The organism is uncultured Cardiobacterium sp. (assembly GCF_938028825.1).
Classification (GTDB): Bacteria; Pseudomonadota; Gammaproteobacteria; order Cardiobacteriales; family Cardiobacteriaceae; genus Cardiobacterium.
Map to the genome: position 1 here is coordinate 12,794 of NZ_CALIZP010000090.1, position 15,659 is coordinate 28,452.

At 59.0% G+C, this 15,659-nt stretch carries 18 protein-coding genes, 1 tRNA gene and 1 pseudogene; 12 read left to right on the top strand and 8 right to left on the bottom strand.

Going from position 1 to position 15,659, the window contains the following annotated elements:
* Positions 1-13: 13 nt before the first annotated feature.
* Positions 14-1,393, bottom strand: coding sequence for a Na+/H+ antiporter NhaC family protein (locus Q0562_RS12835; protein WP_366144795.1), 1,380 nt, complete (start codon positions 1,391-1,393; stop codon positions 14-16).
* Between the two features lie 403 nt (positions 1,394-1,796).
* Here Q0562_RS12835 and Q0562_RS12840 point away from each other — a divergent pair, with 403 nt between their 5' ends.
* From Q0562_RS12840 to frdD, 8 genes are all read left to right on the top strand, one after another.
* The gene (locus tag Q0562_RS12840) at positions 1,797-2,129 is read left to right on the top strand and encodes a hypothetical protein (protein WP_298644986.1); all 333 of its coding nucleotides are present in this window, start codon (positions 1,797-1,799) and stop codon (positions 2,127-2,129) included.
* Positions 2,126-2,539, top strand: a complete 414-nt coding sequence (locus tag Q0562_RS12845) for a tetratricopeptide repeat protein (protein WP_298644989.1) — start codon at positions 2,126-2,128, stop codon at positions 2,537-2,539. The genes Q0562_RS12840 and Q0562_RS12845 overlap by 4 nt, the downstream gene beginning before the upstream one ends.
* A 9-nt stretch (positions 2,540-2,548) precedes the next feature.
* Complete coding sequence (gene dnaQ, locus Q0562_RS12850; protein WP_298644991.1) at positions 2,549-3,256, top strand: DNA polymerase III subunit epsilon; 708 nt, start codon at positions 2,549-2,551, stop codon at positions 3,254-3,256.
* Positions 3,237-3,881 (top strand): hypothetical protein, encoded by a 645-nt coding sequence (locus Q0562_RS12855; RefSeq protein ID WP_298644994.1) that lies wholly within the window; start codon positions 3,237-3,239, stop codon positions 3,879-3,881. The genes dnaQ and Q0562_RS12855 overlap by 20 nt, the downstream gene beginning before the upstream one ends.
* A 203-nt stretch (positions 3,882-4,084) precedes the next feature.
* Positions 4,085-5,857, top strand: a complete 1,773-nt coding sequence (frdA, locus tag Q0562_RS12860; RefSeq protein WP_298644996.1) for a fumarate reductase (quinol) flavoprotein subunit — start codon at positions 4,085-4,087, stop codon at positions 5,855-5,857.
* 11 nt (positions 5,858-5,868) lie between these two features.
* Positions 5,869-6,666 carry a succinate dehydrogenase/fumarate reductase iron-sulfur subunit gene (locus tag Q0562_RS12865; RefSeq protein ID WP_298644999.1) on the top strand — a complete coding sequence of 266 codons (798 nt, stop codon included), beginning with the start codon at positions 5,869-5,871 and terminating at the stop codon, positions 6,664-6,666.
* Position 6,667: 1 nt separating this feature from the next.
* Positions 6,668-7,060: a fumarate reductase subunit C gene (locus tag Q0562_RS12870; protein ID WP_298645001.1), complete on the top strand. Its 393-nt coding sequence runs from the start codon at positions 6,668-6,670 to the stop codon at positions 7,058-7,060.
* 10 nt (positions 7,061-7,070) lie between these two features.
* On the top strand, positions 7,071-7,469 hold the full coding sequence (frdD, locus tag Q0562_RS12875) for a fumarate reductase subunit FrdD (RefSeq protein ID WP_298645004.1): 399 nt from the start codon (positions 7,071-7,073) through the stop codon (positions 7,467-7,469).
* Positions 7,470-7,640: 171 nt separating this feature from the next.
* Here the strand turns inward: frdD and Q0562_RS12880 are convergent, their stop codons facing one another.
* From Q0562_RS12880 to Q0562_RS12890, 3 genes are all read right to left on the bottom strand, one after another.
* Positions 7,641-8,198, bottom strand: a complete 558-nt coding sequence (locus Q0562_RS12880) for a carboxymuconolactone decarboxylase family protein (RefSeq protein ID WP_298645005.1) — start codon at positions 8,196-8,198, stop codon at positions 7,641-7,643.
* A gap of 177 nt (positions 8,199-8,375) precedes the next feature.
* A complete protein-coding gene (locus tag Q0562_RS12885) occupies positions 8,376-8,831 on the bottom strand; it encodes a hypothetical protein (RefSeq protein WP_298645006.1) in 456 nt (151 codons plus the stop codon).
* 20 nt (positions 8,832-8,851) lie between these two features.
* Positions 8,852-9,523: a hypothetical protein gene (locus Q0562_RS12890; protein WP_298645007.1), complete on the bottom strand. Its 672-nt coding sequence runs from the start codon at positions 9,521-9,523 to the stop codon at positions 8,852-8,854.
* A gap of 181 nt (positions 9,524-9,704) precedes the next feature.
* Here Q0562_RS12890 and Q0562_RS12895 point away from each other — a divergent pair.
* The 4 genes from Q0562_RS12895 (at position 9,705) to Q0562_RS12910 (ending at position 11,962) form a co-directional block, all read left to right on the top strand.
* Positions 9,705-9,781, top strand: a tRNA-Pro gene (locus tag Q0562_RS12895).
* Positions 9,782-9,850: 69 nt separating this feature from the next.
* Positions 9,851-10,624, top strand: a complete 774-nt coding sequence (locus Q0562_RS12900) for a methyltransferase domain-containing protein (RefSeq protein WP_298645008.1) — start codon at positions 9,851-9,853, stop codon at positions 10,622-10,624.
* 144 nt (positions 10,625-10,768) lie between these two features.
* Positions 10,769-11,683 (top strand): OmpA family protein, encoded by a 915-nt coding sequence (locus Q0562_RS12905; protein ID WP_298645009.1) that lies wholly within the window; start codon positions 10,769-10,771, stop codon positions 11,681-11,683.
* Positions 11,684-11,764: 81 nt separating this feature from the next.
* Positions 11,765-11,962 (top strand): hypothetical protein, encoded by a 198-nt coding sequence (locus Q0562_RS12910; protein WP_298645010.1) that lies wholly within the window; start codon positions 11,765-11,767, stop codon positions 11,960-11,962.
* Between the two features lie 217 nt (positions 11,963-12,179).
* On the opposite strand, the pseudogene Q0562_RS12915 reads toward Q0562_RS12910, so the two are convergent.
* From Q0562_RS12915 to Q0562_RS12930, 4 genes and pseudogenes are all read right to left on the bottom strand, one after another.
* Positions 12,180-12,614 (bottom strand): annotated as a pseudogene (locus Q0562_RS12915) (pseudoazurin); the annotation flags it as partial.
* A complete protein-coding gene (locus tag Q0562_RS12920) occupies positions 12,611-13,417 on the bottom strand; it encodes an ABC transporter ATP-binding protein (protein WP_298645012.1) in 807 nt (268 codons plus the stop codon). The gene Q0562_RS12920 and the pseudogene Q0562_RS12915, both read right to left, overlap by 4 nt.
* A complete protein-coding gene (locus tag Q0562_RS12925; protein ID WP_366144797.1) occupies positions 13,414-14,472 on the bottom strand; it encodes an iron ABC transporter permease in 1,059 nt (352 codons plus the stop codon). The genes Q0562_RS12920 and Q0562_RS12925 overlap by 4 nt, the downstream gene beginning before the upstream one ends.
* 72 nt (positions 14,473-14,544) lie before the next feature.
* Positions 14,545-15,642, bottom strand: a complete 1,098-nt coding sequence (locus Q0562_RS12930; RefSeq protein ID WP_079540975.1) for an ABC transporter substrate-binding protein — start codon at positions 15,640-15,642, stop codon at positions 14,545-14,547.
* Between the last annotated feature and the right edge of the window lie 17 nt (positions 15,643-15,659).

Below are 15,659 nucleotides of genomic sequence, written 5' to 3' on the forward strand. Positions count from 1 at the left end.
TAAAAACAGAAAATTACAACACCATTGCTGCGAGCCAGCCGGCGAGCAGCAGCGGGATATTGTAGTGAATAAAGGTCGGAATCACGCTGTCCTTAATATGATTGTGCTGACCATCGGCATTAAAACCCATCGTCGGGCCGAGGGTGGAATCGGAAGCGGGCGAACCGGCATCGCCGAGAGCACCGGCCGTGCCGATAATGGAAACCGTCGCCAAGGGCGAAAAACCCATATGCACACAAATCGGCACATAAATCGCGGCAATAATCGGCAAAGTGGAAAACGAACTGCCGATGCCCATCGTCACCAGCAAGCCGACCACCAGCATGGCAAGCGATACCATCGCCTTGCTATTGCCGAAAAAGGCGATGCTGTCGCGCACCAGCGGCTCAATCCCGCCGGTGGCATTCATTACAGCTGCAAAGCCATTGGCGGCAATCATGATGAAGGCAATCATGCTCATCATGCGGATACCGCTATTAAAGACCGTATCCGCCTGTTGCCAGCGAATAACGCGCGCAACCATAAAAATCGCGAAACCCAGCAGGCCGGCAAGAATCAGCGAGCCCGTATATTTCTGCACCAAAAAGGCGACGACGACGGCAATGGTGGCAATAAGGATATTGCCAGGCTTAACCGGAATCTGCTCCGCTGCACCCTCGACCGGCAAATCCTTGTAATGACGCGGCTTGCGGTAACTGTAAAACACCGCCAGCGCAAGCCCCGCCACCATGCCCAGCGCGGGAATGGCCATCGCCTGATAGATATTGACACCGGACACATCCATGCCGAACTTGGTGATATTGCCGAGCAGAATCTTGTTCAAGAAAATATCGCCAAAACCATACGGCACGAACATATAAGTACACACCAGACCGAAAGTCACCACGCAGGCGAGCATACGGCGATCAAGATTGAGGCGGTTCATCACGACCAGCAGCGGCGGAATAATCAGCGGGATAAAGGCAATATGAATCGGCACCAGGTTCTGACTCATGATACTCATGACGAGCAGGGCGATAATCAGCAGCCATTTCAGATAATGGGCGCTGCCGTGGGAAGCGTGCCTGACGATGACATTGGCCATCGCCTGCGACAGGCCGGAATACGAAATGGCAACGGCAAAAGCACCCAGCACCGCATAGGACAACGCTGTTGCCGTGCCTGCGGCAATGCCTTCCTCAAACACCTTGACCAGATACTTCAATTTTAAAATAACGCCCGGTTCGGATACTCCCGCCACCACATCCGGCGGCAAGGCGGCGAGAATGGTTTCGGCGGGAATATCGGCGATCAGCCCGCCGACAAAGGCGCTGATAATCAGGCTGAAAACTACATGAACGCGCGCCAGCGACAGCACAAGCATCAGGCACACGGCAAGAACGACGGGATTTATCATGATGTAACTCCAATATAGGCATAATAAGGCAATAAGGCGCGGCATTATGGGACAAGAAAAGGCGCGGTGCAAAACTTGTTACTGCGCGTGATACATATCATTCCCGTCACTCCCGCTGCAAAATGAATAACCACTTGTTGGCATGAAGAAATATAGTCTGTTCAAACAGGATTGAGGCGAGGCGGCAAGCCGAAGACAGCGCAACCGGTGCGGCACGACCCGCCAACGCCGCATCATTTCCATTTGAAATGACTATAAATGTTCGCATATACGTTTGTGCAATATGCCACGGGCAATGTCCCGTCTGAAAAACGGTTATCCACTCCCGAAAACGCGGCTTGCAATAGCATGCCCCGCGCAAACCCCGTACAATCCGCGCCGTTTTTCCGCCCCAGCCGCCATGAAAGCCGTCCTCCCCATCCTTTGCGCCCTGCTTGCCGCCTGTGCGCCGCCATCACCGCCCGCCACCGGTCCGGTGGAACCCGCCGACGCACCGTCCGGCCGCAACCTCATCATCTTCTACGACACCCCGCAGGCAGAAAAGACATTGCTTGCCGCCGCCGGGCAGTATGGCGCACGCCTGCTCTACCGCTACCGCCATCTGCGCGCCGTCGCCATCCCCGCAAACAGGGACATGGCGCAGGCTGTCGCCCACTTCTCGCGTCTGCCCGGCGTTAACCGGGTAACACGCGACCGCATACATCAGCTTGACTCACAACAAGGCACCCCATGACCGACATCAACCTCGATCCGCATCTGCACACCCGCATCCGCCGCTTCTGCGAAATCGGCGACACCTTCGCCGCCGAAGGCAAATACCCGCAAGCCATCGGAGCCTACCAGTACGCCTGGAACCTGCTGCCCGCGCCCAAAACCCGCTGGGAAGCGGCGACCTGGCTGCTTGCCGCCATTGGTGATGCCTGGTTTCTGCACGGCGACTACGCCCGTGCCTGCGCCAAATTCCGCGAGGTATTGCCCTGTCCGGGCGCGGCCACCAACCCCTTTATCCGCCTGCGCTTCGGCCAGACCCTGTTTGAGCTGGGCGATGCGGCCGCCGCCGAAGAACTGCAACTGGCCCGCCAACTGGCAGGCGATGGCATTTTTGCCGACGAAGATCCCAAATACCTTGCCGCGATCAACTAAGGAAACCCCATGCGCCAAATCATCTTCGACACCGAAACCACCGGCATGAACTTCAACAGCCGCGACAAATCCGAAGGCCACCGCATCATCGAAATCGGCTGCATCGAGCTCATCGACCGCCGCCCGACCGAAAACTACTTCCACCAATACATCAACCCCGAACAAATTATTGACCCCGACGCCGTGCGCGTGCACGGCATCACCAACGAACGCGTCGCCGGCGAGCCGACCTTCGCCGCCATCCTCGGCGAACTCCTCGCCTACCTCGACGGCGCGGACGAACTCATCGCCCACAACATGCCGTTCGACCAGTCCTTCCTCAATCGCGAATTCAAACTCGCCAAACTCAAATTCAAACTCGAAGACCGCTTCCGGCTGACCGACACCCTGCAACTCGCCAAGGCCAAAGTGCCGACCGCGCGGCACAACCTTGATGTCCTCTGCAAATACTATGGTATCGACAACAGCAACCGCAGCCTGCACGGTGCCCTGCTCGACTCGCAACTCCTCGCCGAAGTCTATCTGCGCCTGACCACCGAACAATCCGGCTTCGACTTCGCCCCCACCCCCGCCGTCGCCGAAAAAACCGCCGCACCCGCTGCTGTGCAAACCGCCCGCACCGCACCGCCTGCCACCGGCGGCGGCTGGCAAAGCATCACCATCAGCGACGCAGAAGCCGCCGCCCATCAGGCCTACCTTGAAAAAATACGCCAATAAACGCACCGCCCGCTTCTGCTGCTACGCCACCGCCAGTCTTATCAGCCTCTACTTCGGTGCCGCCTTCGTGCACGGCGTTATCTGGCGCGGCAGTGCGTCCACCGGCGCGTGGCTGCTGGCGCTCATCACCAGCCTCGCGCTCGCCGCCCTGCCGTGGCTGTGGGCGGCATACCTCGGCAAATACCGCGCCACCCCTGCCGCCAAAGCGCCCACCATCCAGGAACAGCTGCTGGCGCGCGCTGCCGCCGACCTCGCCGCCCTGCGCGACAACGCCGTGCAATACCGCTGCCGTGCCGACGGCGAACGCATCGGCCTGCTGCTCGAACAACTCTGCAACCACAGCGAAACCTACCTGCGCGAACTCGGCGGCGATGATGACAAAATCCGCGCCAACCGCCCGCTACTCACCGTCTATCTGCCCGAACTGGCGCACATCAGCCTGCTCTACCTGCAACTGCCTGCCGCCGAGCTCGGCGAACACAACCGCCGCCAACTGCTGCAACTCATCAGTGCCACCCACGATCTCATCCGCAACGGTCACGCGGGCATGCGCGCCCGCACCCTGCACGACCTCGAAACCCGCATGGAAGTCCTGCGCGAACGCCTCGGCACCGGCGGACGCTGAAAACCGGCACTATTTGGCGCAGCGGCAATGATTTCCACGGAAGAGACTGTCTGCTGCCGCCTTGATGTGAATCAATGGGGACCCGATTGGTTCTTATAAATTCTTATTTTCATTAAAGAAAACCCGATAAAAATACCTTTGCGTGGCCAAGCCGTGTTAAAATACCCACAATTCAACAAGAGGCATAAACAAGAGGTATTTTTATGGACATAATCCAGTCCGATGTTGCCATTATCGGCGCCGGTGGTTCCGGATTGCGTGCTGCGATCGAAATCGCCCGCAGCGCGCCGAACGCCAAAATCAGCCTGATTTCCAAAGTCTATCCGATGCGTAGCCATACTGTTGCCGCAGAGGGCGGTTCGGCAGGCGTGGTGCGTGAGGACGACTCGCTCGAATACCACTTCAACGACACCGTGTCGGGCGGCGACTGGCTGTGCGAGCAGGACGTGGTGCAATACTTCGTCGAACACGCCACCGAAGAGATGATTCAACTCGAACACTGGGGCTGCCCGTGGTCGCGCAAGCCGGATGGCCGCGCCAATGTGCGCCGTTTCGGCGGGATGAAAATCCCGCGCACCTGGTTCGCCGCCGACAAGAGCGGCTTCCACATGCTGCACACCCTGTTCCAGACTTCGCTGCAATTCCCCAATATCCACCGCCTGGACGAGCATTTCGCCGTTGACCTGATTGAAGAGAAGGGTGCATTGCATGGTGTCCTTTGCTACGACGTGCAAAACGGCGTCCTGCGCGCGGTGCAGGCCAAAGCCGTCATCATCGCCACAGGCGGCGCAGGTCGCGTCTTCGCCTTCAACACCAACGGCGGCATCGTCACCGGCGACGGCATGGCGCTCGCCTACCGCCACGGCGTACCGCTGCGCGATATGGAATTCGTGCAATACCACCCGACCGGTCTGCCCGGCTCCGGCATCCTGATGACCGAAGGCTGCCGGGGCGAAGGCGGTATCCTCACCAACAAGGACGGCTACCGCTACCTGCAAGATTACGGCCTCGGGCCGGAAACCCCGATCGGCGAACCGAAGAACAAATACATGGAACTCGGCCCGCGCGACAAACTCTCGCAAGCCTTCTATCACGAATGGAAAGCGGGGCGCACCGTGCAGAACCCGCGCGGCGATGTGGTCAACCTCGACCTGCGCCACCTCGGTGAAGCCTACCTCACCGAACGCCTGCCGTTCATCTGCTCGCTGGCGAAAAAATTCGTCGGCGTTGATCCGGTGCATGAACCCATCCCCGTCCGCCCGACCGCGCACTACACCATGGGCGGCATCGAAACCAACCAGCGTTGCGAAACCCGCCTGCACGGTCTCTTTGCCGTCGGCGAATGTTCATCCGTCGGCCTGCACGGCGCAAACCGCCTCGGCTCGAACTCGCTCGCCGAACTCTGCGTCTTCGGCAAAGTCGCCGGGGAAGACGCCTGGAAACGCGCCAGCGGCAGCAGCTACCACGCCAGCAAAGAGCAATTCGCCAATCTTGCCGAAAAAGCCTGGCTGCCCTTCCTCGAACTGAAAAACCGCAGCGGCGGCAGCGAGAAACCGGCAGACATCCGCCGCGAACTCACCGCGATGATGGAAGCGGAAATCGGCATCTACCGCAGCGCCGAAAACTGCGCCCGCGCCAGCGCCAAAATCAAGGAACTGAAAGCGCGTTACCAAAACGTCCGCGTTACCGACCACAGCGACACCTTCAACACCGACTGGCTCACCACCATCGAACTCGGCTATCTGCTGGATGTCGCCGAAACCATGATCTACTCCGCCGAACAGCGCACCGAATCGCGCGGTTCGCACCAGCGGCTGGATTACCCCGAACGTGACGATGACCGCTTCCTCAAACACACCCTTGCTTTCCACCGCGAGGGAGACAAGCCGGAAATTGCTTACAGCGACGTTTGCATCACCAAATCCCAGCCCGCCAAACGCGTGTACGGTGCAGAAGCAGAACAAGCGAACCATTGAGAGGCAAGAACATGACACAAAAAATCCGAATCAACCTGATGCGCTACCGCCCGGACGAGGACGACAGACCCTGGGCGCAACCCTTTGAAATCGAATGGACACCCGATATGTCCATCCTGGATGCCCTGGGCGTCCTTAAAGACGACTTCGACCCCAGCATCGCCTACCGCTGGTCGTGCCGCATGGAAGTCTGCGGCTCCTGCGGCATGGTGGTAAACGGTACACCGCGCCTCGCCTGCTCGACCTTCGTGCGCGAATTTGCCGACGTCGGCGAAATCACCATCGGCGCGCTGGACAACTTCCCCATCGAAAAAGACCTCGTTGTTGACCTTGACCCCTTCATCAACAAACTCAACGCCGTCAGCCCTTTCATCATCACCAAAAACCCGCGCGCACTCGCCGAAAAAGAATACCTGCAAACCCCGGCGCAACTGGCAAAATTCAAGCAGTACGCCATGTGCATCAACTGTATGCTCTGCTACCAGGCCTGCCCGCAAATCGGCATCAATGCCGACTATTTGGGCCCTGCCGCCATCGCCCTCGCCCAGCGCTACAACCTCGACAACCGCGACGAAGGCAACCGCCAGCGCTACAGCGCGCTTATCGACGAAAACGGCGTTTGGCCGTGCACCTTCGTCGGCAGCTGCTCCGAAGTCTGCCCGAAACACGTTGACCCGGCGGGCGCCATCCAGCAAGTCAAGGCGACAGCCGTCCCCTACTGGGGCGCGAACCTCGTCCATCCCGAAAAAGTGACGCCGAAAAAACCGGCAGAACCCACGGCCCACCCCCACAACGCAAAAGAGGCATGACATGGCACGCAAACCCTACCACCACGCCCAACCCGACGACTGGTACATGGCGAACCACACCTACCGCTGGTACATGCTGCGCGAATTCACCAGCGTGACCACCGCCATCGCCGCCTTCAACCTCTTCTACGGCGTCGCGGCCCTGGCGAACAGTGAAGCCGCCTGGCTCGGCTGGGCCCACTTCCAGCACAATCCGTTGATGCTGCTCATCAACCTCGTCGCCATCGTCGCCTCGCTGCTCAACAGCAAAACCTGGTTTGAAGCCATGCCGAAAGCCATCCGCATCCAGCGCGGCGAAAAATTCGTACCGGACAACATCATCATCCGGGGCGGCTGGGCGGCATTCGGCGGCGTCCTCGCCATCCTTATCATCCTCGTCGCCGTCCTGTCCTGAGGAAACAGCCATGAACGAACAAAGCACCAAAAACTACTGGTGGCGTTTCAAATACGAAAACATCCGCCACACCCACCATCTGAAACCCATCTACTGGGGACTCTTCTCGGTCGGCGGCACCATCGCAGCCCTCGCACTGGCACCGATTATCTTCGTCCTCTGCGTACTGCTGCCCTTCTGCCTCATCGGCGACCCGGCAAAGCTTTACCACAGTCTGCACGGTCTTGTCGCCAACAACTTCGTGTACCTCATCCTGGTCGGCATCATCTTCGCCATGCTCTGGCACGGTGTGCACCGCTTCTACTATGTGCTGCACGACCTGCATATCCACATCGGCAACCGCACCCGCAACACCTTCTACGCAATCGCGATTGCCGCCACCCTCATCACCCTCTACGTCGGCTGGTAACACGGTTCCGGACAAAATAAAAGCGCGGCTCTTGCCGCGCTTTTTCGTATGTAGCCGTTTCAAACGGGGAACCCGGTCAGCGGCTTGCCAACATCACATCGTGCCGGTTCTATTTGGAATGACTGTCTCTCGGAAAGGCCGCAGGAATACGGACAGCACCATCACGGCTGCTCAGTTGCTTGCCGGTGCGGCAAACGGCTGCAATTCAGGGTTGATTTCCGTCTGTGCGAGGTTGTTGGCATAGTTGCACAAGGTGGCGAGTGCCACGCCGAGAATGACTTCCAGTGCCTGCTGCTCGCCATAACCTGCGGCATAGAAGGCTTGCAGTTCGTCATCGCTCACCTTGCCGCGCTTGTTGATGATGGCGAGGGTAAAGGTTTGCAGGGCGGCGAGTTTGCCGTCGCCAGGTCGTGTGCGCCGTTGCAGGGCGGATACCGTGGCGTCATCCAGGCGCAGTTTGGCTTTGGCGATTTTGCTGTGCCCGGCAACGCAGAAATCGCAGCCGTTATCCGCCGCTGCGGTAATCTGGATAACCTCGATTTCGGTGGGACTGAGACTGGTCGCGGCGTTGATTTTGCCGACTTCCTGATACATTTGCAGCGCAGTCGGCGCGTTGGCAAGGACGGCGAGCAGGTTGGGCAGGAAGCCGTTGGCATCCAGCGCCGCCTGTAAGCGGGGTTTGGCGGCGTCCTGGGCGGTAGCTACGGTTTGCAGGGTGATGCGACTCATGGTTGTTCCTTATTTGTGGGGGACGAAGTGCCTACTGTAACGGCGTATGGCCTGTGGAGGAAAGGCGGATTCTCTATGAACCGATAACGGATTGGCATGAGTGCGTCCCGCCATGGAAACAGGCAGCGGATTTTGTGCAGATGCCGGAAACCCCGAAAAAGCCCCGGTAGGGCTTGTTTATTTGCTGCTGCGGAAATTGTCGAGGTAAGGATTCATGTCCAGCTTCCAGCCGTCGGCGGTTTTGCGCCAGCGGGTGATGAGCGCGGTGCCGTCCACCACTTTGCTCTTATCCGGCTGATAGGCATAGAGGATGACCAGAGCCTGTTCATCGTCATTTTTGGTTTCCATATCCATTTTTTTGGCGGTGAAGACGGCTTTATCACTGTCAATGCCCGCTTCGGTGAAGGCCTGACGCAAATATTGCCCCATCATTTGCAGGGCGCGACGCAGGCGTTTCTGCCCTTCGTCACTGTTCGCGGTATGGTTATCGAGGAAGGCAATGTCGGCAATGGTCTGTTTTTCCAGCCCCCGCGCGCTGTGGACGAGGGTTTGCATGAAATGTTCGGCGATTTTGCCGACTTCTTTTTCTTCGCTGTTCCCCGGCAAGGCGGCACAAGCGGTGAGGAAAAGCATCGCGCAGACAACGAGCCGTTTTATTCTTGCGGTACGAGCCATTTGCCCCCCCGGTTCATCATTTTCAGCTCGAGATCGCTGCTGCTGCCGTTGCCATAAAGAATGCGGGCATTGACACTGGCGGCGTTGTCTTCCGGCGAGATACTTTGTGGCGTAATCTCGATATTGCGCACCCCCTGTTTTTCGGCGGCGAAGTATTCACTGCTGCCCGCCTTCATCAAGAGCGCGCCTTTGGCGGTTTGTTCATCCCACCAGCTTTGTTTGGGGTTGTAAGGAACGAAGGCATAGCGCCAGGCGGTTTCGCCGTCGCCACGGTAGAGGGCGCTGAGGTAGGCGTGGGCGATGCCGCTGATGTCGCTGCCGCCTTCGATGCTGCCGCTGTATGCGGCGGCGCTGATGGTCGGGGGCGGAATCTCGCGCGGGGTTATGTCATGGATAGCGTAATCACCGCCGACAACATCCGGGACAGGCGGCGGGGAAAGACCGCCGGCCGGCAAAGAGGAAAGCGCCCCGTCATCTTCCATGCTGAGCAGGGCGGGATATTCATAATAGTCGTCAACGTTGTTGTCGCCGTTGATGGATTCAAGGGCGATGACGTCGTTGTGTTCGTATTGGTAGGGCGAGGAACTGCTGCATCCGCCCAGCAGCCACATGCCGAGGGCGAGGAGTCCGTATCGTAAGGCTGTTTGCATCAATGCGCTCTGCGGGAAAGGGCGCACAAAGTAGCGCCGGCTTTGGGGGTGGTCAAGTATCGTTTTTACGACATGTCCCTGCATTTTTCCGCGTCACTCTGCGCTTTTTCAAAGACTTCCGCCGCGCTCCGGCATTCCGCTTGCAAAGCGTTCCCTTGCGTGTATAATCCGCGCCTTCTTTCGGGGTGTAGCGCAGTCTGGTAGCGCGCTTCGTTCGGGACGAAGAGGTCGCAGGTTCAAATCCTGTCTCCCCGACCATTTTTTCTTCTCTGTTCATCGGGCATAACGCCCGATTTTTTATGCCCGTGACGCATTGCAATAAAGATGATGACGACAAACGACGCCCTGTTTGACCGCATCGGCGGGCATTTCCTGAAAAATATCTATGCCACCACCAAAGGCCGCATTCGCCTCGCCGTCCTGCAACGCGACCTGCAACCGTTGCTGGCGGAGACATCACTGCGCATTCTCGATATTGGCGGCGGTGCAGGGCAGATGGCCTTGTGGTACGCGGCTCAGGGGCACGAAGTAACCGTCACCGATCTGTCCCAAATGCTGCTGGGCAAAGGACGCGCTGCCGCGCAGGACTTGAATCTGCCGGTTACGTTCATACAGGCGGACGCTTTCGCACTGGACACGGCTCTGGGCGATGCACAATTCGATCTCGTTTGCTGCCATGCGGTGCTGGAATGGGTCGCAGATGCCGCCGGATTACTCGCCGCCTGTGCCGCCCGCATCCGCCCGGGTGGGCACTTCTCGCTGATGTACTACAACGCGCATGCCCTGCGCTTTGCCCAGCACGTGTTCGGCAATTTCGCCTACCTTGACCGGGGCCTGCATCCTTACCGCAAAACCGCCAAACTCACACCCACTTACCCACGCTGTCCGGAAGACGTCGCCACCCTGTTGGCTCAACTTGCACTGTCCCCCGTGCACCGCTCGGCCATCCGCTGTTTTTACGACTACATGAAAGCCCATGATCGCGCCCGCCACAGCGCGGACGAACTCACCGCGCGTGAATTGGCACTATCCAAAGATCCTTGCTACCTGAATGTCGCCCGCTACATTCACGAACTGCGCCGGAAAAATGATGCGGATTAAACACGAGTATCCACTCAACTGATTGCCTGCAAAGGGATTTTGACAACCATTAGGGAAAGTCTTAGTATTGCCGCGTTGCAAAGACATGAACAAAAAATTACCGCTGCTGCGGTTAGTCACGCACAATTTCTAAAGGAAAAAACGATGAAAAGAACCACGAAAATGCTGCCGGTCATCCTGTTGGGCGGATTGCTTGCCATGAGCAGTAGCGCGCAAATGCCGGAACTCGCGGAACAATGGCAAACCTTCGGTGCCCCCGTGCCCGGCAACGAATCTGTCAACCCCGGCTGGGCAGGCGCCATGTTCTACCGTCCTGCCGGTGCAGGCGGCCCGGCGGCGAACATATACGTCAATGGCGAATACCTCGCTTCATTACTGCCGGGCGGCTATCGTTATGCCGAACTCTGCCCCTACAACCAGCGCCTGGCCTCCGCCTACACCGGGCAGGACACCGCCTACAACATCAAGGCAGGCGCGGGAGAATTCTACGATTTGCCGCAGGGTTACGTCAGCTTCTTCCGCGTCGTGGATTCAGGCGTGGGGCCGACGCTGCAAGCAGTCAACCGTGCGACTGCCGGTCAGGAACTCGGTCAGCTGCGTGAACAAATCCACACCTTGCCGCGCCTTGAACAAAATCGCAGTTGTGCCCCGGAACTTGTGCAGCAGTACAACATTGACGTTTCCACCCTGTTCAAATTTGACCGCTACGACTACGCCAGCATGTTGCCCGAAGGCAAACGCCGTCTGAAAGAAATCGCTGCCGATTCCTATCAGTACCGCGACGCAACCAGCGTTATCTACATTGATGGCTACGCCGACCCTGAAGGCAAGCCCGCTTACAACCAGCGCCTCTCGCAGCGCCGCGCACAAACCGTCAAACGCGTCCTCATCGAAAACGGCTTCAACGCCTCATCACTCAAAGCACGCGGTCATGGCGAAACGGATCTTGTCGTCAGCGACTGCCGCGCCCGCTACCCGCGCAACGCCAAGGCTCGTGCCGCCTGCGACCAGCCGAATCGCCGTGTCGAAATCAAACTGTACGGCAAAAACATGCACTGACCGCCTCCACTGAGGACCTGTCCCATCGGCTGTGGTTGACGTAAAACAATACCCCTTATCCCGCCAGGGTCGGAACGGGCTTTGCTTTACGCCGGCATGGCTCATGGGACAGGTTTATCAATCTTTTGCAGACAAGATGTTGGTGAGGGGCAAGGCGAAGACGCTGGTGATTACGGCGCTGATGCGCACGCTGCCGACGACGCGCGGTTCGTACCGCAACATCAGCGTTCTTTTGATTTGCATCTCTATGAAATGCAACAGAAATATGATTTCTTCTAATGCCCGGCACCGTTAAGACACAATACCTACGCTCACCAGGCGGCGTAATTACCGGGGTTATCAAGCGGGCATCAAAAAGGCGGGCCAAGCCCGCCTTTTTTTATTTCTTCTCTGGCGTGGCCTTGTCGCCATCGGCGGGTTTGGCTTCGCTTGTTGCCGCTGTCCCGGCGGGTTTGGTTTCTGCCGCCGCTGCGGCAGGTTCACTGGCGCTGTCGCCTTTAAGTTGTTCGATGTATTTGGTCAGGCGGCCTTTGTTGCTCATCGCGCGTTTTTCCAGTTTGGGGACACGGGTGTTGACGGCCTCCATGTTGGTCGCTTCGCCCACCTGGATGACGCCAACCATGTTCATCATGCTGTGCGGCGGGCAGACGTAGATGTACACGCCTTCTTTGTCGAGTTTGACGCTGTATTTTTCGTCCAGTTCGCTTTTGAAGGCTTCCGCCCCTTCGGGGATGACTTTACTTTCGACGTTGTGCCCTTTGGTGGTCGGCAGGAAGGTGACGGTGTCGCCCGGCGCGATTTTCAGCACGGCGGGTTCGAAGACCATCGGCTCTTTGTCGGCGCCGATGTCGAGCATTTTGACTTCGTGTTCGGCGGCGTGGGTGGTCGCGGCTGCGGCGAGCAGGGCGAGGGTGAGGAGGGTTTTTTTCATGGTATGGTCTCCGGGGTTGGGGTGGGTTTGGGTTCACGAATGGCGCGGCGCGGCATGACGACGGCCGGAGCGCCGTCGGGGTCGTTGTACACGGCGGCTTCGACGCGGTAGATGCGTTCGATGGTTTCTTTTTGCAAGACATCGCGCGGCGCGCCTTGTGCCTGGATTTTGGCGTCCGCCAGCAGGATGATTTCGTCGGCGAACTGGGCGGCGAGGTTGAGGTCGTGCAGGATCATCAGGGTGATGAGGTCGCGCTCGCGGGTGTGGTGGCGCACGGCTTCAAGCAGCACGCACTGGTGGTGCATGTCGAGCGCGCTCACCGGTTCGTCAAGCAGGAGGATTTCCGGGTCGCGCAGCAGGACTTGCGCGAACATGACCATTTGCCGCTGCCCGCCGGAGAGGGCAAGCACGTCGCGTCCGGCAAGGTGGGCGATGCCGAGGGTTTCCATCATGGCGGCGGCGAGGGCGAGTTGTTCGTCCGAGACGTGCATGGTGAGGTTCGTCATCTGGCCGAGCAGGACGATTTCGAGCGCGGTGAGCGAGGCGTCAACGACGGTATCCTGCGGCATGTAGCCGATGGGTTTGCGCCAGGCCATGTGATGGCCGTGGCTGAGGGTTTTGTCGCGGTAGCGGATGTGTCCGCTGTAGGGTAGTTCGGCAAAGAGGGTTTTGATGAGCGAGGATTTGCCTGCGCCGTTCGGCCCGAGGATGGCGTAGGTTTTGCCGTGGTGCAATTCAAGCGAGATGTTGTCGGCGACGCAGAGTTGGCCGCGATGGATGGTGAGGTGGTCTATCTGCATCATGTGTTGGCCTTGCGCGAGAGGATGATCCAGAAGAAGAACGGCACACCGATGAAGGAGGTGATGATGCCGATGGGAAATTCCGCGCCTGGGTTGATGAGTTTGGAGAGGACGGAGGCGGCGGAGAGGAAGGCGGAGCCGGCGAGCATGGCGGTCGGCAGGAAGTAGCGCTGGTCTTCGCCGACGAGCATCCGCGCGACGTGCGGGGCGACGAGGCCGATGAAGCCGATGGTGCCGATGAAGCTGATGACGGTCGCGGTCATGACGGCGACGATGACGAGCACGCGCATTCTGAGCGCGGCGAGGTTCACACCCATGCTGGCAGCGCGTGCTTCGCCGAGACGCAGGGCGGTGAGTTGCCAGACGTTGGCGAAGAGCAGCAGGATGCAGATGAGGGTAACGGCAGCGGTAATGGCGAGGGTCTGCCATTTGGCTTTGCTAAGGGCGCCGAAGAGCCAGAAGAGGATTTTTTGCGATTCTTCCGGGGTAGCGATGTATTGCATCAGCGAGGAGGCGGACTGGAAGATAAATAGCAGGGCGATGCCGACCAGCACCAGGGTGGATGAGGAGAAGCGGCGCATGGAGGCGAAGATGAACATGATACCGGCGGCGAGCATGGTCATGAGGAAGGCGGATAGTGGCTGGGCGACGTACACGGAGAGGCCGAAGGTACCGAAAACAACGACAAGCGAGGCGCCGAAACCGGCGGCAGCGGCCATGCCGAGGGTGTAGGGGCTGGCCATGGGGTTGTTCAGCAGGGTCTGGATTTCCGCACCGCCCGCGCCAAGCGCTGCCCCGGCGACGAGCGCCATCAGGGCGATGGGCAGGCGCAGGTGGTTGACGATGATGTGGGTGATGTTGTCCACGCCGCCGATACCGAGCCATTGCTGGAAGCTGTGCCAGTGCAGGGCGAGGCTGCTTGCGCCCGCTTCCGGCGCGGTGTCGCGGAATTGCAGCAGGGCGTAGAGCACGTCTTTGGCGCTGATTTTGCCGCCAGCCGCGCCATTGGTGAGGTCGAGAATGAAGGTGATGAGGCAGAACACGATGAAGAGCAGCATGATGGTCCACCGCCGCTTTTCGCGGCGGCGGTGGGCGGCAATCGTGTCTTGAACGGTTTGCTGCGGCACGAATTACTCCGCTTTCAGGAAGAAGGTGCCTTCCGGGGTGACCGGCAGATACTTCTTGTGGAAGTCGAGGTAGGTAGCGAGCGGGTCGACATCCTTGAAGGCATCGGGGTAGAGCGCTTTGGCGATGTACTGGATAGAGGCGGCATCGGCCAGTGTGCGCGAGGCGCCCTGATAGATGCCGTAGAGGCGGCCATCCTTGATGGCTGGCAGTTCCGCCCAGCCTTGGCGCGTCTTGTAGCCGTTCAGACGTTTCAGCGCTTCGTCTTTGGCGATGTTGATGCCCATCACCAGCGCCTGTTCGTTTTTCTTCAGCTCGGTTTCGCGTCCGCTGATGACGACGACTTCAGGTTTATCGACGATGACTTGTTCGGGGTTCATCGGGCCGGCGTATTCGACGTGGCCAACGGCGATGTTGCTGCCCATCGCCTGCTCGGCGAGCGGCCCCCACATGGTGTTACCGAAGCTGTTGCCGTATTCAGCCGGGCCTTTGTTGCCAAATTCAAGATAGATTTTCGGCTTGGGCTGGCCGGATTTTTCCACACGGCTGTGCACGTCTTTCACCACGCCTTCGTACCAGGCGGCGATTTCTTTCGCGCGCGCTTCCTGTCCGGTGATTTCGCCAAGGACGCGGGTACTTTCCAGATGCAGCGGCAGTTGTTCTTTGTTGTAGTCAAGGACGACGACGGGGATGCCCGCTTTTTCCAGCGGTTCGAGGTCGTCTTCAATCGCCTGCCATTGCCAGTCGGCAAGGACGACCAGATCCGGCTTCAGCGCCAGTACTTTTTCCACCGAGAAGGTGCCGACTTCAACTTCGCCCACATCGGCGAGTTCGTTCAGCTTCGGCAGCGCCTTGCTGTACACCTCCCAGCTGGCAGGCGTCCAGTCCGTCCACACGGCTTTCGAGAAGCCAACGACGTTATCCAGTGCTTTTTCACCGCCAACCGCGAGGTAATCGGTGTAGTAGAAACCCAGCATGATGCGCTTCGCAGGCACATCCACTTTCACTTCGCGACCAAGCACATCTTTGATGGTCTTCACCTCGGCATGGGCGGCGGTCATGGTCGCCGCGACGACGGCAGCGGCAAGCAGTTTTTTCAGCATATAAGCTCCTGTTGTGG